We start from the raw sequence: 19,576 nt of genomic DNA on the forward strand, positions 1-19,576 counted from the left end.
CTTCCACTACTGTCGACACGTATTCGGCACGCGCAGCCCCTGACTTACAGCGCCCGCCCCCTGACAAGCAGAGTGAGAACGTTCATTATGAGTACGGAATCTTCACTGCATTCCAACGCCCTTAACTTCATGAGTTTCATGGAAAGCGGTGTCGACAGCCGCACCGGACAATACACACTGTCCATCAAACTTCCCGAGTTGGGCGCCAATTACTTCTCCGGCCCCGAGCTTGAACTCAGCCTAAACTTCAACCCGCTCAATACGATTGATTCGGGTTGGGGGCGGGGATGGAATCTGTCACTGACGCAGTTCGCACCGCATACACAGGTCATCACCACGTACAGCGGTGAATCATTCAAAGTGACCGGTAGTTCGGGTTCACGCTTGCAAATGCAGGAGCAACGGCTGGCGCACTTTCACTTCTACCGCGAACCTGCCGGGCCAGGCGGCAACGCGCGCTATCGCGTGGTGCACCGTTCAGGCCTGGTGGAAATCCTCGAAGAAATGGGTAGCGCGATCGGGCGTATCGCCCTGCCCGTGGAGATCTACTCGGCCACGGGGCACAGGATCGACCTCCAGTACCAACCGTTCAACTCGTCTTACATGATGCTCAGCTCGATCAGCGACGAGCGTGAGATCCTGTTGGAAATCGAACGCAACGATGGCCGTATCGAATTGCGCGAGCGGCCTTATCAGGGTGACAACGGCCAGCCCGTTGCCCTTTATGCGATGAACCTGATCAACACGGACTGGGTCACATCGATTGTTCTGCCAACCCGTGAGCTGGCCAGTTGGCGCCTGGAGTACCGCCTGGTGAACGGGCTGTTGTGCGTGAGCAAGGTCGAGCCACCTACCGGTGCCCGTGAATATCTCTATTACCAGGACCGTGGCCATCTGTTCCCCGGTGACGCCCGGCCAGCCCTGCCGCGCGTGACCCGGCACGTCATCGAACCGCGCGGTGGCCAACCTGCGTTCCAGCGAACCTATACCTACCCGGGCTCGAACAACTTTCTGGGTTACGGCGCCGGGATCGGTTGGTCTGACAATGGGCTGGACAACCTGTACGAGTCGAAACGGTACGACTTTGAGTATCAAACGGTCGAAACCTTGCGCGACGAGGACGGAACGGCACTGCGCGACATCACCCGCACCTTCAACCGCTTCCATCTGCTGACCTCGACCAGAACCGTGCAGAACAACTGCGTACATGAAGTCACCAAGCAGTACAACATCAAGGACGCCCCCTTCGATCAACAGGTGTCGACCCTGCAAATGCCGATCAGGGAACAGACACGCTGGTCGCTGGCGGACAACATCACGCGCAGCCGCCTTGAAACCGTCGAAACCACCTACGATACATCGGGCAACATCATCTGGCGCAAACTCGCCAACGGCGTGACCGAGACCCAAGAGTGGTATGGCACGCAAGCGGAAGATGGCTACCCCGGTGATGCCAATGGTTTCGTTCGTCACCTGAAGAGCAAAACCACCACCCCGGCGAGCAGCGGCCGGGGGCAAGCCCCTGTTCTCACTCAGCACTACCGCTACAAGGCGCTGGCGCCACTGGCAGGCAACGCCATCACCCTCAACCCCATGATTGTCGAGCACAGTGAAACACTGACGCATGCGCACGATCCGGCGCACCCCCTGGAAGAGAAAACTTACTATTACCTCGACGCCCCCAAGTCCAGCCTGCGGCATGGCCGCCGCTATCAGGAGGTGGTCAAGCGCAACAAGCTGGAAACCACCACCCAGTACCAGTTCAATTCACTGCTAGACCCTCTGGCCGGCCATCAGGTACTGGAGACCCGCAAGACCCTCTTTGGTTACGACGGCGCACAACGGTCCACCGTTCAACGGCGCTCGCTGCTGCATGGCGAGAAGCTCTACGAACTCAACGAGAACGGGGTTCACACACAATGGGCGTACGACGCCCTGCGCCGAGTCACCGAGGAAAGGGTTTCGCCAGAGACACCGTTCGAGGCCAAAAAACGCTACGACTACGAACTCTGTGCCAGCGATGCCGACATTGCCCGCGCCCGAGTCACCAACGCTCGCGGCATCACCACCGAAACCGAGCTGGACGGCCTCGGACGGCCGACACGTGAGAGCCGTGACAACGTGCTCGAGGCGAGGCCGGGCGCTTTCTACGAAATCCTGGCCATCCAGTACGATGCCTACGGCAACCGGGTACAGGAGAGCGTTACCGACTGGCTGCAAGCCCAGCAGTACCTGCACCTGGTAACAAAAACGCGGTACGACGACTGGGGCGAGCAATGCTGCACCATCGGCCCGGATGACGTGGAGCAGCACAACGTACTGGACCCGATCGGCAACGCCAATCACCAGGGCGCCATTCGCTACAGCTGGCGCGAAGGCGGGAGACTGGAATCCCGAACCCAGGTGCAGAACCGCAACGGCAGGAACGTCCGATCCACCCGCCAGGCACGGGCCATCAGTGGCAAGACCGAGACCTGGCTCAACCTGTTCAACAAGCCGGTACTGCGCAAGCGCCTGGATGCGCTGGGGGAGCTGATTGGCGAACGCCGCTACAGCTATGACGGCCTCGGACGCACGCTCACCGAAACGGATGAGCGCAACCACACCACTGCATTCAGCTACGACGCCTGGGGCCGGATGCTCACGACCGAGCAACCGAATAAAACCCTGCTCACCCGCACCTACGCCGAACACTCTGCCGAAGACCTGCCGACCCGCCTGGTGGTGACCCCGGCGAATGTGCAGTTGCCCGCCCGCCAGATCGGTGCGCAGTACTTCGACGGCCTGGACCGCCTGATAGGTACCACCACTGGTGACCGGACGGAGTACTTCCTGTTCCGCGACGGTGAATCGATACCGCGCCAACGCATCAACCCCGCTGGCGAGACCATCGAGCTGGACTACAACCTGCAGCTGACCAATGAGCCGATCAGCAACACCGCACCCGAGGACCACGCCAGCTTCGCCTACGACCCTGTCAGCGCCCGATTGCTGAGCGACGACAACCGGCAATGCGCGCGGCGCTTCGAATACAACAAAGCCAACCAGCTGACCGCCGAACATTGGGAGAACAAGCGCGACGGCAAGACCTGGAGCCGTATTCATAGCAGCACCTTGCAGGATCGTCTGAAGAACACCCACGAACCCTATGGTGAAGACACCACCCATGAATACGACGCCCAGGGCCGCCTGGTCTCAACACTTCAGGGGCAGCTGCAGGCCGAGTTCAAATACGATGATCTGGGCCGCATAGAACTCATCACAAGCCATGACCGAGCCAGCGCACAGGCCCTGGAAACCGAGATCGAGTACGACGACCAGGACCGTGAAGTCAAACGCACCTGGCGTCAGCCCGGACAGCCAGAACGCACGCAGGAAACCGTCTGGGACAAGGATGACCTCCTGCTCAGCCGCACCCTGCAGGTCGGCGGAGTATCGCGACTGGTCGAAAAGTTCGGTTACGACAGCCATGCACGCCTGAACATGTACAACTGCACAGGGCCGGACCAACCTCGCGATGCGCTGGGCCGCAGCATCGCCATGCAGGTGTTCAACTTCGATGCCTACAACAACATCGAGTTGACCGTCACTTCCTTCACAGGTGGGCCGGCCGCTGAACGCGCCACTTTCATTCATGCCGAACGCGACCCCTGCCAGCTGCAGCGTATCGAGTACACACCGCCGCGCACCGAGCCCGATCCTGAGTTCAGCTATGATGCCAATGGCAACCTGACCCGAGACGAGCAAGCCCGGCCGATTCGCTACGACAGCCAGAACCGGTTGCTGGGCCTTAACGACAGCGGCGCCCCGGACACCTATGGCTACGACGCAGGCGGCTTGCTGGTCAGCAGGCCCGAGGCCGGCGAGCGCACGCTGCTGCTGCATGACGGCCAGCGTTTGCGCATGGCCGTGCGTGACAGCCTGCAAACCCTGTACCTGCATCATGACGAACAAGCGCTGGGCCAGCAGCAGAAAGGCAGTGGTGCGCAATCGCCTCTGCTGCTGCACACCAGTGCCAGCCACAGCGTGATCGCCGAGAGCCAGGCCGGCAGCACGCGCGCCGTCCGTTATACCGCCTATGGCGAGCAGCACGCCGACGATCCACTGCTCGGCACCCTGGGCTACAACGGCGAAGCGCTCGATCCCGACAGCGGCTGGTACCTGCTCGGTAGCGGCTACCGCGCCTACAACCCGGTGCTGATGCGCTTTCACAGCCCTGACGCACTCAGCCCCTTCGGCGCGGGGGGGCTGAACTACTACGGCTATTGCCAAGGCAACCCGATAACCTTCCGCGACCCGACCGGGCATTACAGCATCGGCTATAGCGGGCAGAGCCGATCGCTGGAAGATCTGCAGAGGCACAGAATCTCGCCGCGCGTGGTCTTGGGGGCGATCGGCTGGATCGGCATGGGCCTGGGCATGCTCTTCGCCGCCATCGCCACGGTGGCGGCCGTCGTGGTGACGGGGGGCGTAGCTGCGCCGGCAGGTGGCGGCATCAGTGGCACGGGTGCGGCACTTTCGGCAGGCGTCGGGGCGATTGCCAGCGTATCGCTCGCCACCGGCATCAAGTTGGCGGCCACGGTGACAGCAGCCACGTTGTCAGTCGCCGGTACGACGCTACAAACGGAAGGGATACTTTCGGGGCATGAAACGCGGAACAATATTGGGACAATCCTGAATTACTCGGCAGCTATCTTAGGGCTTGCGGTGGGCGCGATGCAGTTGGTTGCAAAAATACCAAATATTGCATGGCGCGCTGGCAGTTATACAGTCACAACGATCACCGACGACCCTCTAATAAACAGCGGGAAAACCCTATCCGAAATAAAAATGGCAAGGCAAATCATCCACCCAAGAAGCCCCGTCCCAGTCTCAAAAACCAAGCATTTCTTCCCCACAGCCGAGGATATACCAGTCGGCCGTAAAATATATTTACCGTATACAGAAATCAGACACTAAATAACCCGAAGCAACTAACACGAAACACGTCACTGCAGTTCAACACCTCATGTAGTCATATTTGTTGGAGACAACAATGAAACCACTAACGTTCAGCACGCAGCAAACTGACCGTGCCACCAAAGCCCGGCGCAAGTATCTGAAGTTGCAAGATGCCCCTGTCAAGACAGCGCCGTTACCGGTGACCGCCCCCAATGTCCAAGGCATCATCGACAGTGACGATGGCACGCTGCACAAAGACCGCTTGAAAACTGACCTGACCGTCGAGATCCCCGCATGGTCTGACCTGCCACCGGGCAATGATCCAAATGACTACTCGACGTTACAACTGCAGTTCACCTTGACTGGCGCCGAAAACACCTTCAGGGCCATTGGCCCTGTCGAAAAGTTCCTCCCGCCCCTCGTGCCAGGAGACTTTCCGTTAGCACTGGCTTTTCCCCAGGCGTCCATTCCACGCAATGGCAAACTGTGGATTCGCTACGAACTGGTCGACCACAAGGGCGACCAATATGTTTCACACCCCATCGAGCTGATCTGCGACAGTGTTCCGCCCTGGGGGGATGAGCCCGCCCCCCCGCTGACCGCGCCTACGGACATCATCAACGAAGCCTACCTGACCAACCACCAGGCCGGGATTGAACTGGGTATACCTGAGTACCCGGACCGTACATCCAAAGATACCTACCAGGCGTTCTATCTGAAGGAATGGCCTGAAGAAAATGCGGACTACGATAACCCTGTCGTCGATGGCACCGTCACAGACGACCGCAAGATAACCATTCCGGCAGATGTGGTACGCAGCCTGGGTGATGGCAGGTTCTACATCGTCTACTACCTGTTCGACAAAGCCCAGAACCGCAGTCGCATCCGGTTACCGGCGACGGTCGATGTGGTGCTCACACCAGAGCCCAAGGACCTGCTGCCGCCAGAGGTGCCGCTAGCGGCAGATGACGGCGTACTGAGCCTGAAAGATGCACAGGCGGGTGTGCAGGCGGAAATCCCGGCCTACACCAATTACCGCAAAGAGGACAAGATCGCGATCAAGTGGGGCACGACGCCCCTGATCGCTGAACAGGTAGGCTCACGCCCATTCCCTATATCGATATCCGTTCCCAGCGATATCTTGCGAAACGAATACGGCAAGGCTCCCGGGGAGGTAGCGACACCTGTCAGCTATCAGGTGCTACGTGGCCACGCCGCCTACGGACCGGCGGCCGATGACTTCGCTGTCGACTTTTCCGTTGCTGGCCCGGAACGCCCTGATCCCGACCCCGACTGGCCGGACCCGGTCAACGACAAGATGCTCGCCCCCACAATCACCAGTTTCAGCGGCGATACGAACCTCATTCCCCCGGCCGACCGTGGCAAAGACGCCACGCTGACCTTCACGGTATTCGAGGGCGCCGCTGCCCCCCAGGTAGTGGACTTCTACTGGGACGGCACGCAGGTGACCCCGGCACGCTGGGTTGTCGATGAGGCACCCGGTGCCGACAAGTCCGTCACGATTCCGTGGAGTTATATCGAGGCTGCAGGTAACAAGTTGGGGCTGCCTGTGCATTACACCGTGAGGGGCGACGAAAACGCGCTCAATGAACAGGAGTCGCTTCCACAGTTCGTAGAGGTATCGGCCATCGACATGACGCCCGACGATCTCGAGTTCCTGGGTTTAACGGACCGGCTCTGGCTGAGTTGCCAATCTCTCTGGGACCCTGATGACCCCTCCGCCGCCCCGGCGATCAGGGTGCAGGTACCGCCCTGCAGCCGCTTCAACGTGCCGCCAAACACCACCATGACACTGAAGTGGGTGGTGTATGACCAAATTGTGGATGGCAACCTGATCGATGGCGTAGAGAAAACCTGGACTGTGACCTTGAACGCCGAGCAGATCGCGAACGGTTTCGTCACGCGAGTCGAGCCGTACGATCAGCACATCAAGCCCATCTATGACGCCGCGCCGTCGGGCGGGCGGGCCGAGGTGAGCTACGTCATCAACACGCAGCCACCCATTACCTCCAATACCACGGCCAACAAGATCAGCGTCGCCGATCAGGGTACGGGGGGCTCGTGTGACCTGAGCCAACCTTGAGCAAGCCTCGGCAGCGGCGTTGGCAATCGTCCGCTGCCGATCCACTTGCAGGAATTTTCCATTTAAGAGTAGGAATTTCCTTACATTTTTTGCGACTTAACGCGCTTAGCCTCGCGGTATGCGGATTGTTCTCCAACGAAAAGCAGAACGGTCTTACAAAAATTTGTTCACTTCGAGGTTTTCCCTGAATGCCGAGCCGCCTTTTTCACACCCTTCGCCACTGTTCACCACCCGCCCATCTCGTGCTGGCAGGCCCGCTGTTTTTCGCCAGTGCCTGCTGGGCAGAAACCCTCATAGATGCCGATACTCAGCTGGATGCCGGCAGCACACTCGACAGCTACCGGGTGATCGGCCCAGCCGTTCTGACAGCCACCGGGGCGACGACGTTACAGATCGCCGCCCAGGCGGGCGCCACCGTGAACCTGTCGGATAGCCAGGTCACCGCTGAATCGAATGGCAATGGCCTGGCGCTCAATGGTGCCAGTGCCACCGTACACCGCTCGACCATCCGCAGTGACGCCCGTGGCCTGGCGCTGAGTGCTGCAGGGGCGGGTAACGGCTCGCGCGCCTTGATCAACGACAGCATGATCGAAGGCGGCGTACAAGGCGCGACCATCAATGCCAGTTCTGCCGAACTGCAGCGCAGCGAACTACGCGGCACGGGCGCCAGCAGCGAGGGCGCACGACTGGTTGCCGGCACCCTGATTGCCAGGGACGGCAGCACCATCAGCGGCGGCAATTATGGCGCGCGCATTCTTGAGGACGACGGCCGCGGCTCTACGCTGGTGGTCGACAACAGCCTGATCGAGGGACGCAACGGGCCAGCGATCGCCGTCGGCCGAGGGGCCGGCTTTGCAGCATCGGCGCAGATCGACGTCATCAACGGTGCCAGCCTCAATGGCGGTAACGGCGTGCTGCTGCAGGTGGCGGAGGATGCTGCCGCCAACCTGCGTGTCAACAACAGCCACCTGGTGGGCGATATCGTCGCCGCCAACGGCGGCACCGCCAACGTGCTGCTGGAAAACTTCGCCACCCTCAAAGGCCGGCTGGATAACGTTGCAAGCCTGGGAATCAACAGCGGCGGCGAATGGACCCTGGTCGACAACAGCCAGGTGACCGACCTGTCTCTGGATGACGGTGCCGTGCGCTTCGGCGGGCCAGGAGAATTCTTTACCCTTTCCGTAGAAAACCTCACCGGCAACGGCACCTTCATCATGGAGGCCGATTTCAGCACCTCGCAGTCGGACTTTCTCGACGTGACGGGCACCGCCAGCGGCAACCACCAGTTGCTGATCAGCGCCAGCGGCAACGATCCGCTGACAGACAACAGCCTGCATGTAGTACATGCCGCTGCTGGCGATTCACAATTCTCGCTGCTGGGTGGCTCCGTGGACCTGGGAGCCTATTCCTACGACCTGGTGCAACGCGGCGACAACGACTGGTACCTGGACGCGACCACCCGTACGGTCAGCCCCGGAACACAAACGGTGATGGCATTGGCCAACGTCGTGCCGACCATCTGGTACGGCGAGCTCGGCGTGCTGCGTAGCCGCATGGGCGACGTGCGCCGCAACCCTGGCAAGGCCGGTGGCTGGGTACGCAGCTACGGTAACCGGTTCAATGTCTCGGCGACGTCTGGCGCGGCGTACCAGCAACAGCAACAAGGCCTGTCGATCGGCGCAGATACGCCCCTGGCAGCTGGTGACGGCAACTGGCTGGTGGGGATCACGGCCGGCTACAGCAATTCCGACCTGAATCTCGCTCGCGGCTCGTCGGCCAGCGTCGACAGCTACCACGCCGGTGCCTACGCCACCTGGCTCGATCCCGAAAGCGGCTATTACATCGACACCGTGGCGCGCATCAACCGTTTCCGCAACCAGGCCGACGTGCGCCTGAGTGACGGCAGCAAGACCAAGGGTGACTACAGCAACCTGGGTGCTGGCGTTTCGCTGGAGGTGGGGCGTCATCTGAACCTGGCCGACGACTGGTTCCTCGAACCGTTCGCTCAACTGTCCGGGCTCGTGGTCCAGGGCAAGGACTACAGCCTGGACAACGGCATGCGCGCCAACAGCAACAGTACCCACTCGCTGCTGGGCAAAGTGGGTACCTCGGTCGGGCGCACCTTCAGCGCGGGCACAGGCCGTAGCGTGCAACCCTACCTGCGGGTGGCGGCAGTTCATGAGTTCGTCAACGACAACCAGGTGAAGGTCAACGACAACCGCTTCGGCAACAACCTGGCCGGTTCGCGTGGTGAACTCGGTGCAGGGGTGGCGGTCGCCTGGGGCGAAAAATGGCAGGCCCACGCCGACTTCGACTATAGCCATGGCAGCAAGCTTGAACAGCCATGGGGCGTGAGCGTCGGCGTCCGTTACAACTGGTGAAAAAACGAGGGAAGGCCAATGCGCCTTCCCTTTTGCATTCATGCGTGACACATGGAGAAGGACGATGACACAGAACAAGCGCTCCGGTAACCGCAGAACTCCAACCCCTGAACTGGACTCGGCCCCTCTTGTCCATCCAACCGTACCAAGCGTGGTGCCCGATGTTGAAGGGGGGAGACCCAACACGGTCGAGTTCCGGGCAACCTATTCCCCCCTGCGGGTAGAGTTCCACCCTTGGGCAAATTCGCACCCGGAAATAGATGAGGAATACCTTTTTCTCTACTGGAATGACGTACTGGTCGACAAGAAGACCTTCAGCAAGCCAATCGAACCTGAAGAGCTGTTCATATTGGTACCGGTCGACAAGCTTATTGAAGGCACGCACCGCCTGCACTACGCAGTCACGCTGTACAACGATACCCATGTGTCTTCACGGCCACTGGATATCTACATCGACAAGACCCCGCCGCTGCTCCCCACAGATGATCGATTGATGCTTCCCGACTACGTTATTCGCGAAGGTGTCACCGAGGAGTACCTCGCGGCCAACGGCGACAAGCTCGCCTGCACAGTCCCCTCGTACATTGGTGCGGAGCCAGGCGATGTCGTGAAGTGGTTTTACAGCGAAAACGGTGCCGGGCAGGAAATGGTCGACATGATGACATTGACCCAGGAGCACATCGAAACACTGGGCCCGCGAGGCACCAGCAAACCGCTCGAGCTGACCTTCCCGGGCGCTTTCATTCGCCAGTCCGGCAACGGCATGCGTTACGTGCGTTATGAAGTGCAGGACCGCGCTGGCACACAGCCCCAGCGTGCGCTAGCGGTCGCGTTGGAGTCCGACCTTTCCCTGGCACCACGCGAATTGCCACCGCCCCGCATCAAGGAGGCGACGGGCAGCGATTACTTCAGCACGCTGGAACCTGGCAACGCATTCGACGGCATCACATTCGTCATACCCGACAATGCCGACATCAGGCCGAATGAAACTGTCACCGTATTCTGGGGCCAACCCGGGACGCTCGGCAGCTACTCCACCAACACGCCCATATCGCCAGGCGCACTTGAATACCTGATCCCCAGCCTATATGTGCCGCCGCACATGAACGGCCGGGTGGAACTGTATTACCAAATCGACAACCCTGACGTGCCGCCCTCGCCTTCGCACCATGTCACGGTGCGGAAAATTGAAGGACTGCCAATCGTACAGTGCAGCGATATCCACAACCGCGCACTGAACCTGCGCACACTGGGCGAAAGCACCACCTTTACCCTGGAAAGCTGGCCGTTCCGGCATACGTCGCAATTCGTCAACGCCTGGATCGACGGAGTGGAGAGCGGCAACGTCACTCGGGAAATCAGGCTGCCGATTGCCACCGCGCTGCCTGTATCCAGCGAAACGGGGGTAATGGTGCTGGGTACCGTCACGAAAACCGAGCTGTTGAGGCTGGCAATCAACTATCAGTTCCGGGTGTCGGTTGAAGTGTCGTTCGACGATAAGCTGAGCTGGTTGAAATTTCCCGATGCGGCAGCCCATCTGGAAGACAAGCCTTAGCCCAATGCAAAAAAAGCCACCCGAAAGAGTGGCGTTTTTTGCAGTTGAAGCCAAATGTCGGGATGACCATGCATCCCGATGGCTTTGACTGAAACGAAAAAAGACGCCGAAGCGTCTATTTTCGAGGACCTACAGACTTCCGTGGAAGGTTGTAAATCTTGATTTGGAGCGGGAAACGAGACTCGAACTCGCGACCCCGACCTTGGCAAGGTCGTGCTCTACCAACTGAGCTATTCCCGCATTGTGAAACTTTACCGCTTTCGGCGTGAAGCGCCTTGACGACCTTCACCACCACTGCACCGCATAGACGCCACAGTATTTAAACTGGAGCGGGAAACGAGACTCGAACTCGCGACCCCGACCTTGGCAAGGTCGTGCTCTACCAACTGAGCTATTCCCGCATTTGGCGTCCCCTAGGGGACTCGAACCCCTGTTACCGCCGTGAAAGGGCGGTGTCCTAGGCCACTAGACGAAGGGGACACACAACACTTTTCAGTGCACCAGAACATGAACCTCACGATTCAGCCTGGATTTTCTTTTCCTGCCCCGCCGCTAAGCAGTGCCGGAGAAACTGGAGCGGGAAACGAGACTCGAACTCGCGACCCCGACCTTGGCAAGGTCGTGCTCTACCAACTGAGCTATTCCCGCATTGGCGTCCCCTAGGGGACTCGAACCCCTGTTACCGCCGTGAAAGGGCGGTGTCCTAGGCCACTAGACGAAGGGGACACGCTGCTGGCATTACTGCCTGCTTTCACTCCCTGCTGCGTTTCGCTGTGTGCTTTACGCTGCAAGTGGCGCGCATTCTATGGATGGTTCGGGAAGGCGTCAACCCCTTTGTAGAAATTTATTTAAATCAATGACTTCCGGGTACACCCAGCGCTGTTTTGGTGCGCCTGCCGGGGTTTGCCGTTGATTTTCTGGCGTCAAGTCAGCATTAATGTGCCAGCATCCAGTCATGGCACAGTTTGCCGATAGAAAAAGAGAATGGCTGTCAGGGCCTCTCGCGAGCACGCTCGCTCCTACACTCAATCATGCAAACCTATTCATGAGGCATTAACGGTGACACCACTTCTGATCACCCTGCTCATCGTGGCGGGCATCGCGTTGCTGATCGTGATCGGCTACCTCAACAATGTGGTCGAAAATGGCAAGCTTGAGCGCGCCCGGACGAAGATCGAGTTCGCCGACCGCCTGCGTCGCTGTGGCGAAATCACCGAGACGTTCCCTGGCCAGTTCATGACCCCGGCCCTCAAATTGCTGCTGACCCGCCTGGAGCTGAACCTCAACCAGCGCCTACTGGCGGTGGACAAGCACAATGCCGAATTCAAGGCGCGCATCGCCGAACTGGAAGGGCTGATAGCCCTGGGCGACAAGATCCCGGTCAACAACCCCCCTAACCCGATCCACACCGAGATCAAGGCCAAGGACGTACGCTTCCTGCTGGAGGCGCTGCACAATCAGGTGACCCGCGCTGCACAGGAAGGCTTCTTGCCAACGACCGAGGCCAAACACTGGGTCAAGGAGATCCGCCATATCCTGGTGTTGTTGCATATCGAGTTCTTCAACAACCTGGGCCAGCAGGCCCTGCAGAAAGGCCAGCCTGGCCAGGCGCGCCTGGCCTTCGAGCGCGGCGTGCAATATCTGCGCAAGCAGCCCGAGCCGAAGGTGTATGAAGAGCAACTGACGTATCTTGAGAAACTGTTGGCCCGGGCCAATGCCCAGGTGATGGACCGCATGGCCCCGGCGGAAGGCGAGCACAACGAATTGACCGATGGGCTCAAGACCGATGAGGAAGAGACCTGGAAGAAGAAGGTGATCTACGACTGATTGGTTAACCTGTACCGGCCTCTTCGCTACTGGCGTATCAATGCCGTCGTAGGAGCGGGTTCACCCGCGAAGAGGCCGGGCCTGCTGGCCAATATTCCTGGGCATTCATCGTTGCAGCCACCACCGTATTCGCGGGTAAACCCGCTCCTACACCGGGGTGGACACACATCCCTGGTTGGACACAGGCCGTCGTAGGAGCGGGTTCACCCGCGAAGAGGCCGGGCCTGCTGGCCAATATTTCTGGGCATTCATCGTTGCAGCCACCACCGTATTCGCGGGTAAACCCGCTCCTACACCGGGGAGGACACACATCCCTGGTTGGACACAGGCCGTCGTAGGAGCGGGTTCACCCGCGAAGAGGTCGGCACAGGCAACATCGATCAGCAGTCAGTCAACGCCAGAAAGATCGCCGCCAACCGCTCCAGCCCCACCTGGTCCGCTTCGCTGAACCGCCCCACCGTCGGGCTGTCCAGATCCAGCACGCCAATCAACCTGTCGTCTTTCACCAACGGGATCACCAGCTCGCTGTTGGAGGCGCTGTCACAGGCAATGTGGCCCGGGAATGCATGTACATCCTCGACCCGCTGGGTCTGTCGCGTTGCCGCCGCGGCCCCGCACACACCTTTACTGAACGGAATACGCACACACGCCACCTGCCCCTGGAACGGGCCCAGCACCAGCTCTTCGTTGCGATTGAGGTAGAACCCTGCCCAATTCAGGTCGTCCACCTGGTTATACAGAAACGCCGAAAACTGCGCGGCGTTGGCGATGAAGTCACGCTCGTCGGCGAACAGCGCCTGCACTTGCGCCGCCAGCAGATTGTAGCCGTCGAGGCCGGCGCCACTGGCATTGAGGTCGATCATTTACTTTTGCTCCAGCAATTGCAGCCCGACCCAATAGCGGGCGAACTGATAGGCACAACGGCCATTACGGTTACCGCGGCCGGTGGCCCAGCGCACGGCGAGGATGTCGAGTTCTTCGGTGCGTTGCCACACAAGGCCCGCGGGTTGTGCCAACTGGTCAATCCAGTGCTCCACAACATTCAGGAAGTGGTCCTGAGTGAACGGATAGAACGACAGCCACAGGCCAAAACGGTCAGACAGGGCAATCTTGTCCTCCACCGCTTCGCTGGGGTGCAGCTCGCCGTCCACACGCTTCCAGTTCTCGTTGTCGCTTTCCTTCTCGGGCACCAGATGGCGGCGGTTGGAGGTGGCGTACAGCAGCACGTTGTCCGGGGCCTGCTCCAGCGAGCCGTCGAGCACGCTCTTGAGCACCCGGTAATCGCCCTCCCCGGCTTCGAACGACAGGTCGTCGCAGAACAGGATGAAACGTTGCGGCAGCTTCTGCAGCTGCTCGACCACCCGCGGCAGGTCGGCCAGGTGGTCACGTTCGATTTCGATCAGGCGCAGGCCGGCGCTGGCGTGCTCAGCCAGCAAAGCACGCACCAGCGACGACTTGCCGGTACCGCGCGAGCCCCACAGCAACGCGTGGTTGGCTGGCAGGCCGTTGATGAACTGGTGGGTGTTGCGGCCCAGTTGGTCGCGCTGTTTGTCGACGCCGATCAGATCGGTCAGACGGATGTCCAGGCTGACCTCCAGTGGCAGCAGGTAGCCGCTGCGGCCATCACGCTGCCAGCGCGCGGCCAGTGTGGTGGTCCAGTCGATGTGCGGGCGCTGTGCCGGCAACAGGGGTTCAAGACGCGCCAGTACCGATTCGGCGCGGTCCAGAAAAGCGATCAAGCGAGCGTCCATGACGACTCCTAACAATTTCAGTTTTTTGGGGGCCGCTGCGCGCCCCTTCGCGGGCTTGCCCGCTCCCACAGGGCTGCGTTCAGCCTGGGGCTAAGCTGTACCTGTGGGAGCGGGCAAGCCCGCGAAGGGGCGCAAAGCGGCCCCCGCTTGGCGATCAACTGAAATGAACAGACAGACCCACCAGCAGCCGGGGCTATTCGGCTATGCTTGCGCAGCGCAAGGAACGGGAAACCGGCTCGGGACTCATGGATATCAAGTTCACCAATCGCCTGTCATACAAGCAAGCCCGGTTGACAGTCCTGGTCGGCTTCATCCTGGGAACATTGCTCAGTCTCATCCAGATCGGCATCGATTATGCCAGCGAAGACGCGTCCATCAACCGTGAAGTGAGCGCGTTGCTGCAAATCAGCCAAAACCCGGCCTCACGCATCGCCTACAACATCGACTCGGAGCTGGCGCTGGAGCTGACCCGCGGCCTGCTGCAGTCGCCGGCCGTCATCCGCGCACGGCTGATCGACAATAACGAAACGGTACTGGCCGATGTCGAGCGGCCAAAGCTTCAGGACCGCTACCGGCCACTCAGCGACTTCCTGTTCGGCGAGCAGCGCCAGTTCAAGGAACGCCTGTACCTGACCCACATGCCAGAGGAGTACCTGGGCACCCTGTACCTGGACATCGACACCTTCGCCTTCGGCAGCCGCTTTCTCGACCGTGCCGGCATCACCCTGCTCAATGGTTTTGCCCGCAGCCTGGTGCTGACCGGCATCCTGCTGGCGCTGTTCTACATGATGCTGACCAAGCCGCTGGTGACGGTGATCGGCGCACTCAGCGGCAGCGACCCGCGCAAACCCCGGCAAACTCGCCTGGAATGCCCACACGGACACGAGCATGACGAAATCGGCGTGCTGGTGAAGGTCGCCAACCAGCAGTTCGTCAGCATGGCCACCGAGATCGAACAGCGTCGCACCGCGGAAAACCGTCTGACCCAGTATCTGAACGAGCTGGAAGACATCGTGTCGGCGCGCACCAACGAGCTCAAGGCCAGCAACAGCAGCCTGAGCCTGTCCAATCAGGAGCTGGAACAAGCCCGTAGCCGAGCGCTGGACATGGCCCAGGCACGCGCCGCCTTCCTGGCCAACATGAGCCACGAAATCCGCACCCCGCTCAACGGCATGCTCGGCATGATCGCCCTGGCACTGGACAACCCGCTGCCCAGCGAGCAACGCCAGCAACTGGCGATCGCCCATGACTCGGGCAAGGTGCTGGTAGAGCTGCTGAACGATATTCTCGATTTGTCCAAGTTCGATGCCGGCCAACTGGAACTGGAACGCATTGCGTTCGACATGGGCTCGATGGTGGAAGACACCGCCAACCTGCTGTCGCAGAACACCGCGCAAAGCGTGGAGCTGACCTGCCTGATCGCCAGCGACTTCCCCAGCAGCGTGCTCGGCGACCCCACGCGTGTGCGGCAGATCGTCAGCAACCTGCTGTCCAACGCGCTGAAGTTCACCCGCTTTGGCCGCGTCGATGTGCGCTTGGTGGCCATTGTCGGCGGTGTGCGTCTGGAGGTACGGGATACCGGCATCGGCATCCCCGAAGACGCCCAGGCGCGCATCTTCCAGCCCTTCACCCAGGCCGGTGCCGGCATCACCCGCCAGTACGGTGGTACCGGCCTGGGCCTGGCGCTGACGCGCAACCTGTGCAAGGCCATGCAGGGCCACCTGCACATTCGCTCCGAGCCAGGCTTTGGCAGCTGTTTTACCGCCGAGTTGCCGTTGACCGTGCACACCGAAGCCATCCCGCCGGCGCCCTTGCATGGCCGCGTGGCAGCACTGAGCGCAGCCGGCAGCGGGCTCAGTGAACTGTTGCAGCACTTGCTGCCCGCCTGGGGCCTGACCTACCAGCGCCATGACAGTTGCGCCACGCTGGATGCCGGAGCGATCGACCTGTTGATCACCGACGACGTCGAGCACCTGTTCGAGCTGCGCCCGGCATTGAATACCCCGATTCTGCTGGTGACTGCCTACGGCAACTTCCTGCCCAACGAGCAGTCCTTGACCTTGGCCCCGCTGCACCAGTTGGCCCGGCCATTGGCACGCAACGCCCTGTACCAGACCCTGCGCCGCACCTTGCGAGGCCATGAGCCCGAACACCCGCTGGCCATCCCGTCCATTCCCCAGGAGCAAGGCCGTGCGAGGATTCTGCTGGTAGAGGACAACCCGGTGAACCAGCTGGTGGCCAAGGGCATGCTGGCCAAGCTCGGCTGCCAGGTGCAACTGGCCACCCAGGGCGCGGAGGCCCTTGAGCTGCTGGAGCGCGAGGAATTCGACCTGGTGCTGATGGACTGCAACATGCCGGTGATGGACGGCTACGAGGCCAGCCGGCGTATCCGCCAAAGCGGCCGCTGGCCCGCGTTGCCAATCGTCGCCCTCACTGCCAACGCGATGCCCGAAGAGCGCGAACGCTGCCGGGCGGCGGGCATGAACGACTACCTGGCCAAGCCATTCCGCCGCGAAGAGCTACTGGCCCTGGTCGACCACTGGGTACCCTTCAGCGGCTGAGCAAACGCTCGATGTCCGCCTCCAGGGCCTGTGGCTTGGTGGTGGGGGCATAGCGCTTGACCTGGCCACTGGCCGGGTCGACCAGAAACTTGGTGAAGTTCCATTTGATCTTCTGGCTACCCAGAATGCCCGGGCCGCGCCGCTTGAGTTCGACGAACAGAGGGTGAGCGCCCGGGCCGTTGACCTCGACCTTGCGAAACAGCGGGAAAGTCACGCCGAAATTACGCTCGCAGAACTGCGCAATTTCCCGCGCATCGCCAGGTTCCTGCTTGCCGAACTGGTTGCACGGAAAGCCCAGTACCACCAGGCCACGGTCGCGGTAGGCCTGCCACAGTTGCTCCAGGCCCTTGTACTGTGGGGTAAAACCGCACTGGCTGGCAGTATTGACCACCAACAGCACCTTGCCCGGGAAGTCGCCGAGCGTCTTGTGCTCGCCGCCAAGGGTCACGCAGGGTATGTTCAGCATCGTTGCAGCCATGATCGGGCTCCGGTCAGTCGCGCGGACGAAGGTCGATGCACACCGAGTTGATGCAGTAGCGCAGACCGGTCGGTGGTGGGCCGTCAGGGAACACATGCCCCAGGTGCGCATCGCAACGGGCGCAGGTGACTTCGGTGCGAATCATGCCGTGGGATGTGTCGCGGATCTCGATCATCGCACTGTCCTCGATCGGCGCGTAGAAGCTCGGCCAGCCGCAGCCGGCGTCGAACTTGGTCTGCGCATCGAACAGCGCCAGGCCGCAGCAGATGCAATGGTAGATGCCATCGCGGCGCTCGCTGTTGTACTTGCCGCTGAATGGCCGCTCGGTGCCCTTGAGGCGGCATACCTGGTACTGCTCGGGGTCGAGCATCGACCGCCATTCGTCCAGGGTTCTTTCGATCTTTTTCATGTAGGGACCTCGGCAGGCTGAATTTCACCCCACACCGTCTTTTCCGGGGCGCGGGTGGCACGTATATTAGTCGGCTTCGTGTGCCAGGCGTTCAGTCTGGCACCCGCTTCCTGCCCTTTCAAACCTTTCGGCGGGGCGTAGCGCGTTTTCTCAATCGGGATCCCATCATGCAGTTCAGCAAATCGAACAAGCTCGCCAATGTCTGCTACGACATTCGCGGCCCAGTGCTCAAGCACGCCAAACGCCTGGAGGAGGAAGGCCACCGCATCCTCAAGCTGAACATCGGCAACCCGGCGCCGTTTGGCTTCGAGGCGCCTGATGAAATCCTGCAGGATGTGATCCGCAACCTGCCTACCGCCCAGGGCTACAGCGACTCCAAAGGCCTGTTCAGCGCCCGCAAGGCGGTAATGCAGTACTGCCAGCAGAAGGAAATCGAAGGCGTCACCATCGAGGACATCTACCTGGGTAATGGTGTGTCCGAGCTGATCGTCATGTCGATGCAGGCGCTGCTCAACAACGGCGACGAAGTGCTGATCCCGGCCCCCGACTACCCGCTGTGGACAGCCGCCGTGAGCCTGGCCGGCGGCAAGCCGGTGCACTACCTGTGCGACGAGCAGGCCGACTGGTTCCCTGACCTCGAGGACATCAAGGCCAAGATCACCCCGAACACCAAGGCGCTGGTGATCATCAACCCGAACAACCCGACCGGCGCCGTCTACTCCAAAGAACTGCTGCTGGGCATGCTGGAACTCGCCCGCCAACACAACCTGGTGGTGTTCTCCGACGAGATCTACGACAAGATCCTGTACGACGAAGCCGTGCACATCAGCACCGCCTCGCTGGCCCCGGACCTGCTGTGCCTGACCTTCAACGGCTTGTCCAAGTCGTACCGGGTGGCGGGTTTCCGTTCCGGCTGGCTGATCATCTCCGGGCCCAAGCACCACGCACACAGCTACATCGAAGGCATCGACATGCTGGCCAACATGCGCCTGTGCGCCAACGTGCCGGCCCAGCACGCCATCCAGACCGCGCTGGGCGGCTACCAGAGCATCAACGACCTGGTGCTACCGCCGGGCCGCCTGCTGGAGCAGCGCAACCGCACCTACGAACTGCTCAACGATATCCCCGGTGTCAGCTGCGTGAAGCCGATGGGGGCGCTGTATGCGTTCCCGCGGATCGACCCGAAGGTTTGCCCGATCCTCAACGACGAGAAGTTCGCCCTTGACCTCCTGCTGTCGGAGAAGCTGCTGATCGTACAAGGGACGGCGTTCAACTGGCCGTGGCCGGACCACTTCCGCGTGGTGACCTTGCCACGGGTGGATGACCTGGAAGCGGCAATTGGCCGGATCGGCAATTTCCTTAAGGGTTATTCGCAGTAGGGTTCGACGGGGGGCGACGAGAGTTTCGACGAGGGGTTCGACGAAAGGTTGATGGTGGGGCGTAGATCGAGCGCCGCCCGCGCGGCGCTTCGCGGGTAAACCCGCTCCTACGTTTGTTTCGGGCCAGTCCATCCTGTGCCAGGCGCGCGCGATCGCCTTGTTTGTACGACGCGATATCGAGCCATGCGCC

The 19,576-nt window shown here is 60.9% G+C and carries 11 protein-coding genes and 5 tRNA genes; 7 read left to right on the forward strand and 9 right to left on the reverse strand.

The window, feature by feature from the left end:
• The first annotated feature begins 87 nt into the window (after positions 1 to 87).
• From ACYCCG_RS22430 to ACYCCG_RS22445, 4 genes are all read left to right on the forward strand, one after another.
• Positions 88 to 4,959, forward strand: coding sequence for an RHS repeat-associated core domain-containing protein (locus tag ACYCCG_RS22430; protein WP_459671808.1), 4,872 nt, complete (start codon positions 88 to 90; stop codon positions 4,957 to 4,959).
• A gap of 76 nt (positions 4,960 to 5,035) precedes the next feature.
• Positions 5,036 to 7,045 (forward strand): hypothetical protein, encoded by a 2,010-nt coding sequence (locus ACYCCG_RS22435; protein WP_459671810.1) that lies wholly within the window; start codon positions 5,036 to 5,038, stop codon positions 7,043 to 7,045.
• Positions 7,046 to 7,233: 188 nt separating this feature from the next.
• Complete coding sequence (locus tag ACYCCG_RS22440; protein WP_339444331.1) at positions 7,234 to 9,426, forward strand: autotransporter outer membrane beta-barrel domain-containing protein; 2,193 nt, start codon at positions 7,234 to 7,236, stop codon at positions 9,424 to 9,426.
• A gap of 64 nt (positions 9,427 to 9,490) precedes the next feature.
• Positions 9,491 to 10,981: a hypothetical protein gene (locus ACYCCG_RS22445; RefSeq protein ID WP_459671811.1), complete on the forward strand. Its 1,491-nt coding sequence runs from the start codon at positions 9,491 to 9,493 to the stop codon at positions 10,979 to 10,981.
• Between the two features lie 164 nt (positions 10,982 to 11,145).
• Here the strand turns inward: ACYCCG_RS22445 and ACYCCG_RS22450 are convergent.
• The 5 genes from ACYCCG_RS22450 to ACYCCG_RS22470 all read right to left on the reverse strand — a co-directional run bounded on the left by ACYCCG_RS22450 (position 11,146) and on the right by ACYCCG_RS22470 (position 11,707).
• Positions 11,146 to 11,221, reverse strand: a tRNA-Gly gene (locus ACYCCG_RS22450).
• 85 nt (positions 11,222 to 11,306) lie between these two features.
• Positions 11,307 to 11,382 (reverse strand) — tRNA-Gly (locus ACYCCG_RS22455).
• Positions 11,383 to 11,385: 3 nt separating this feature from the next.
• Positions 11,386 to 11,461: transfer RNA gene (locus ACYCCG_RS22460), tRNA-Glu, on the reverse strand.
• A gap of 92 nt (positions 11,462 to 11,553) precedes the next feature.
• Positions 11,554 to 11,629, reverse strand: a tRNA-Gly gene (locus ACYCCG_RS22465).
• Between the two features lie 2 nt (positions 11,630 to 11,631).
• Positions 11,632 to 11,707, reverse strand: a tRNA-Glu gene (locus ACYCCG_RS22470).
• A gap of 333 nt (positions 11,708 to 12,040) precedes the next feature.
• Here ACYCCG_RS22470 and ACYCCG_RS22475 point away from each other — a divergent pair.
• Positions 12,041 to 12,808: a hypothetical protein gene (locus ACYCCG_RS22475; RefSeq protein ID WP_209964349.1), complete on the forward strand. Its 768-nt coding sequence runs from the start codon at positions 12,041 to 12,043 to the stop codon at positions 12,806 to 12,808.
• 380 nt (positions 12,809 to 13,188) lie between these two features.
• On the opposite strand, the gene ACYCCG_RS22480 is transcribed toward ACYCCG_RS22475, so the two are convergent.
• Together ACYCCG_RS22480 and ACYCCG_RS22485 are read right to left on the reverse strand one after the other, a co-directional pair.
• Positions 13,189 to 13,671: a GAF domain-containing protein gene (locus ACYCCG_RS22480; protein WP_176685764.1), complete on the reverse strand. Its 483-nt coding sequence runs from the start codon at positions 13,669 to 13,671 to the stop codon at positions 13,189 to 13,191.
• Entirely contained in the window at positions 13,672 to 14,559 is an 888-nt protein-coding gene (locus tag ACYCCG_RS22485) for an ATP-binding protein (RefSeq protein ID WP_459671813.1), read from the reverse strand.
• Positions 14,560 to 14,762: 203 nt separating this feature from the next.
• Here ACYCCG_RS22485 and ACYCCG_RS22490 point away from each other — a divergent pair, with 203 nt between their 5' ends.
• Positions 14,763 to 17,120 carry a hybrid sensor histidine kinase/response regulator gene (locus ACYCCG_RS22490; protein WP_209964345.1) on the forward strand — a complete coding sequence of 786 codons (2,358 nt, stop codon included), beginning with the start codon at positions 14,763 to 14,765 and terminating at the stop codon, positions 17,118 to 17,120.
• Here the strand turns inward: ACYCCG_RS22490 and ACYCCG_RS22495 are convergent.
• Positions 17,110 to 17,598, reverse strand: a complete 489-nt coding sequence (locus tag ACYCCG_RS22495) for a glutathione peroxidase (RefSeq protein ID WP_176685761.1) — start codon at positions 17,596 to 17,598, stop codon at positions 17,110 to 17,112. The two genes, ACYCCG_RS22490 and ACYCCG_RS22495, sit on opposite strands and share 11 nt — an antisense overlap.
• Positions 17,599 to 17,611: 13 nt before the next feature.
• Positions 17,612 to 18,007 (reverse strand): peptide-methionine (R)-S-oxide reductase MsrB, encoded by a 396-nt coding sequence (gene msrB / locus ACYCCG_RS22500; RefSeq protein ID WP_176685760.1) that lies wholly within the window; start codon positions 18,005 to 18,007, stop codon positions 17,612 to 17,614.
• 167 nt (positions 18,008 to 18,174) lie between these two features.
• On the opposite strand from msrB, the gene ACYCCG_RS22505 reads away from it, so the two are divergent.
• A complete protein-coding gene (locus ACYCCG_RS22505) occupies positions 18,175 to 19,386 on the forward strand; it encodes a pyridoxal phosphate-dependent aminotransferase (RefSeq protein ID WP_003247100.1) in 1,212 nt (403 codons plus the stop codon).
• Positions 19,387 to 19,576: the final 190 nt, after the last annotated feature.

The organism is Pseudomonas sp. VEM90, assembly GCF_054611535.1.

Excerpts from the sequence above, each read along its gene's own strand:
- ACYCCG_RS22430 (WP_459671808.1), top strand. The coding sequence starts at position 88 with ATGAGTACGGAATCTTCACTGCATTCCAACGCCCTTAACTTCATGAGT.
- ACYCCG_RS22435 (WP_459671810.1), top strand. The coding sequence starts at position 5,036 with ATGAAACCACTAACGTTCAGCACGCAGCAAACTGACCGTGCCACCAAA.
- ACYCCG_RS22440 (WP_339444331.1), top strand. The coding sequence starts at position 7,234 with ATGCCGAGCCGCCTTTTTCACACCCTTCGCCACTGTTCACCACCCGCC.
- ACYCCG_RS22445 (WP_459671811.1), top strand. The coding sequence starts at position 9,491 with ATGACACAGAACAAGCGCTCCGGTAACCGCAGAACTCCAACCCCTGAA.
- ACYCCG_RS22480 (WP_176685764.1), bottom strand. The coding sequence starts at position 13,671 with ATGATCGACCTCAATGCCAGTGGCGCCGGCCTCGACGGCTACAATCTG.
- ACYCCG_RS22485 (WP_459671813.1), bottom strand. The coding sequence starts at position 14,559 with ATGGACGCTCGCTTGATCGCTTTTCTGGACCGCGCCGAATCGGTACTG.
- ACYCCG_RS22490 (WP_209964345.1), top strand. The coding sequence starts at position 14,763 with ATGCTTGCGCAGCGCAAGGAACGGGAAACCGGCTCGGGACTCATGGAT.
- ACYCCG_RS22495 (WP_176685761.1), bottom strand. The coding sequence starts at position 17,598 with ATGGCTGCAACGATGCTGAACATACCCTGCGTGACCCTTGGCGGCGAG.
- msrB (WP_176685760.1), bottom strand. The coding sequence starts at position 18,007 with ATGAAAAAGATCGAAAGAACCCTGGACGAATGGCGGTCGATGCTCGAC.
- ACYCCG_RS22505 (WP_003247100.1), top strand. The coding sequence starts at position 18,175 with ATGCAGTTCAGCAAATCGAACAAGCTCGCCAATGTCTGCTACGACATT.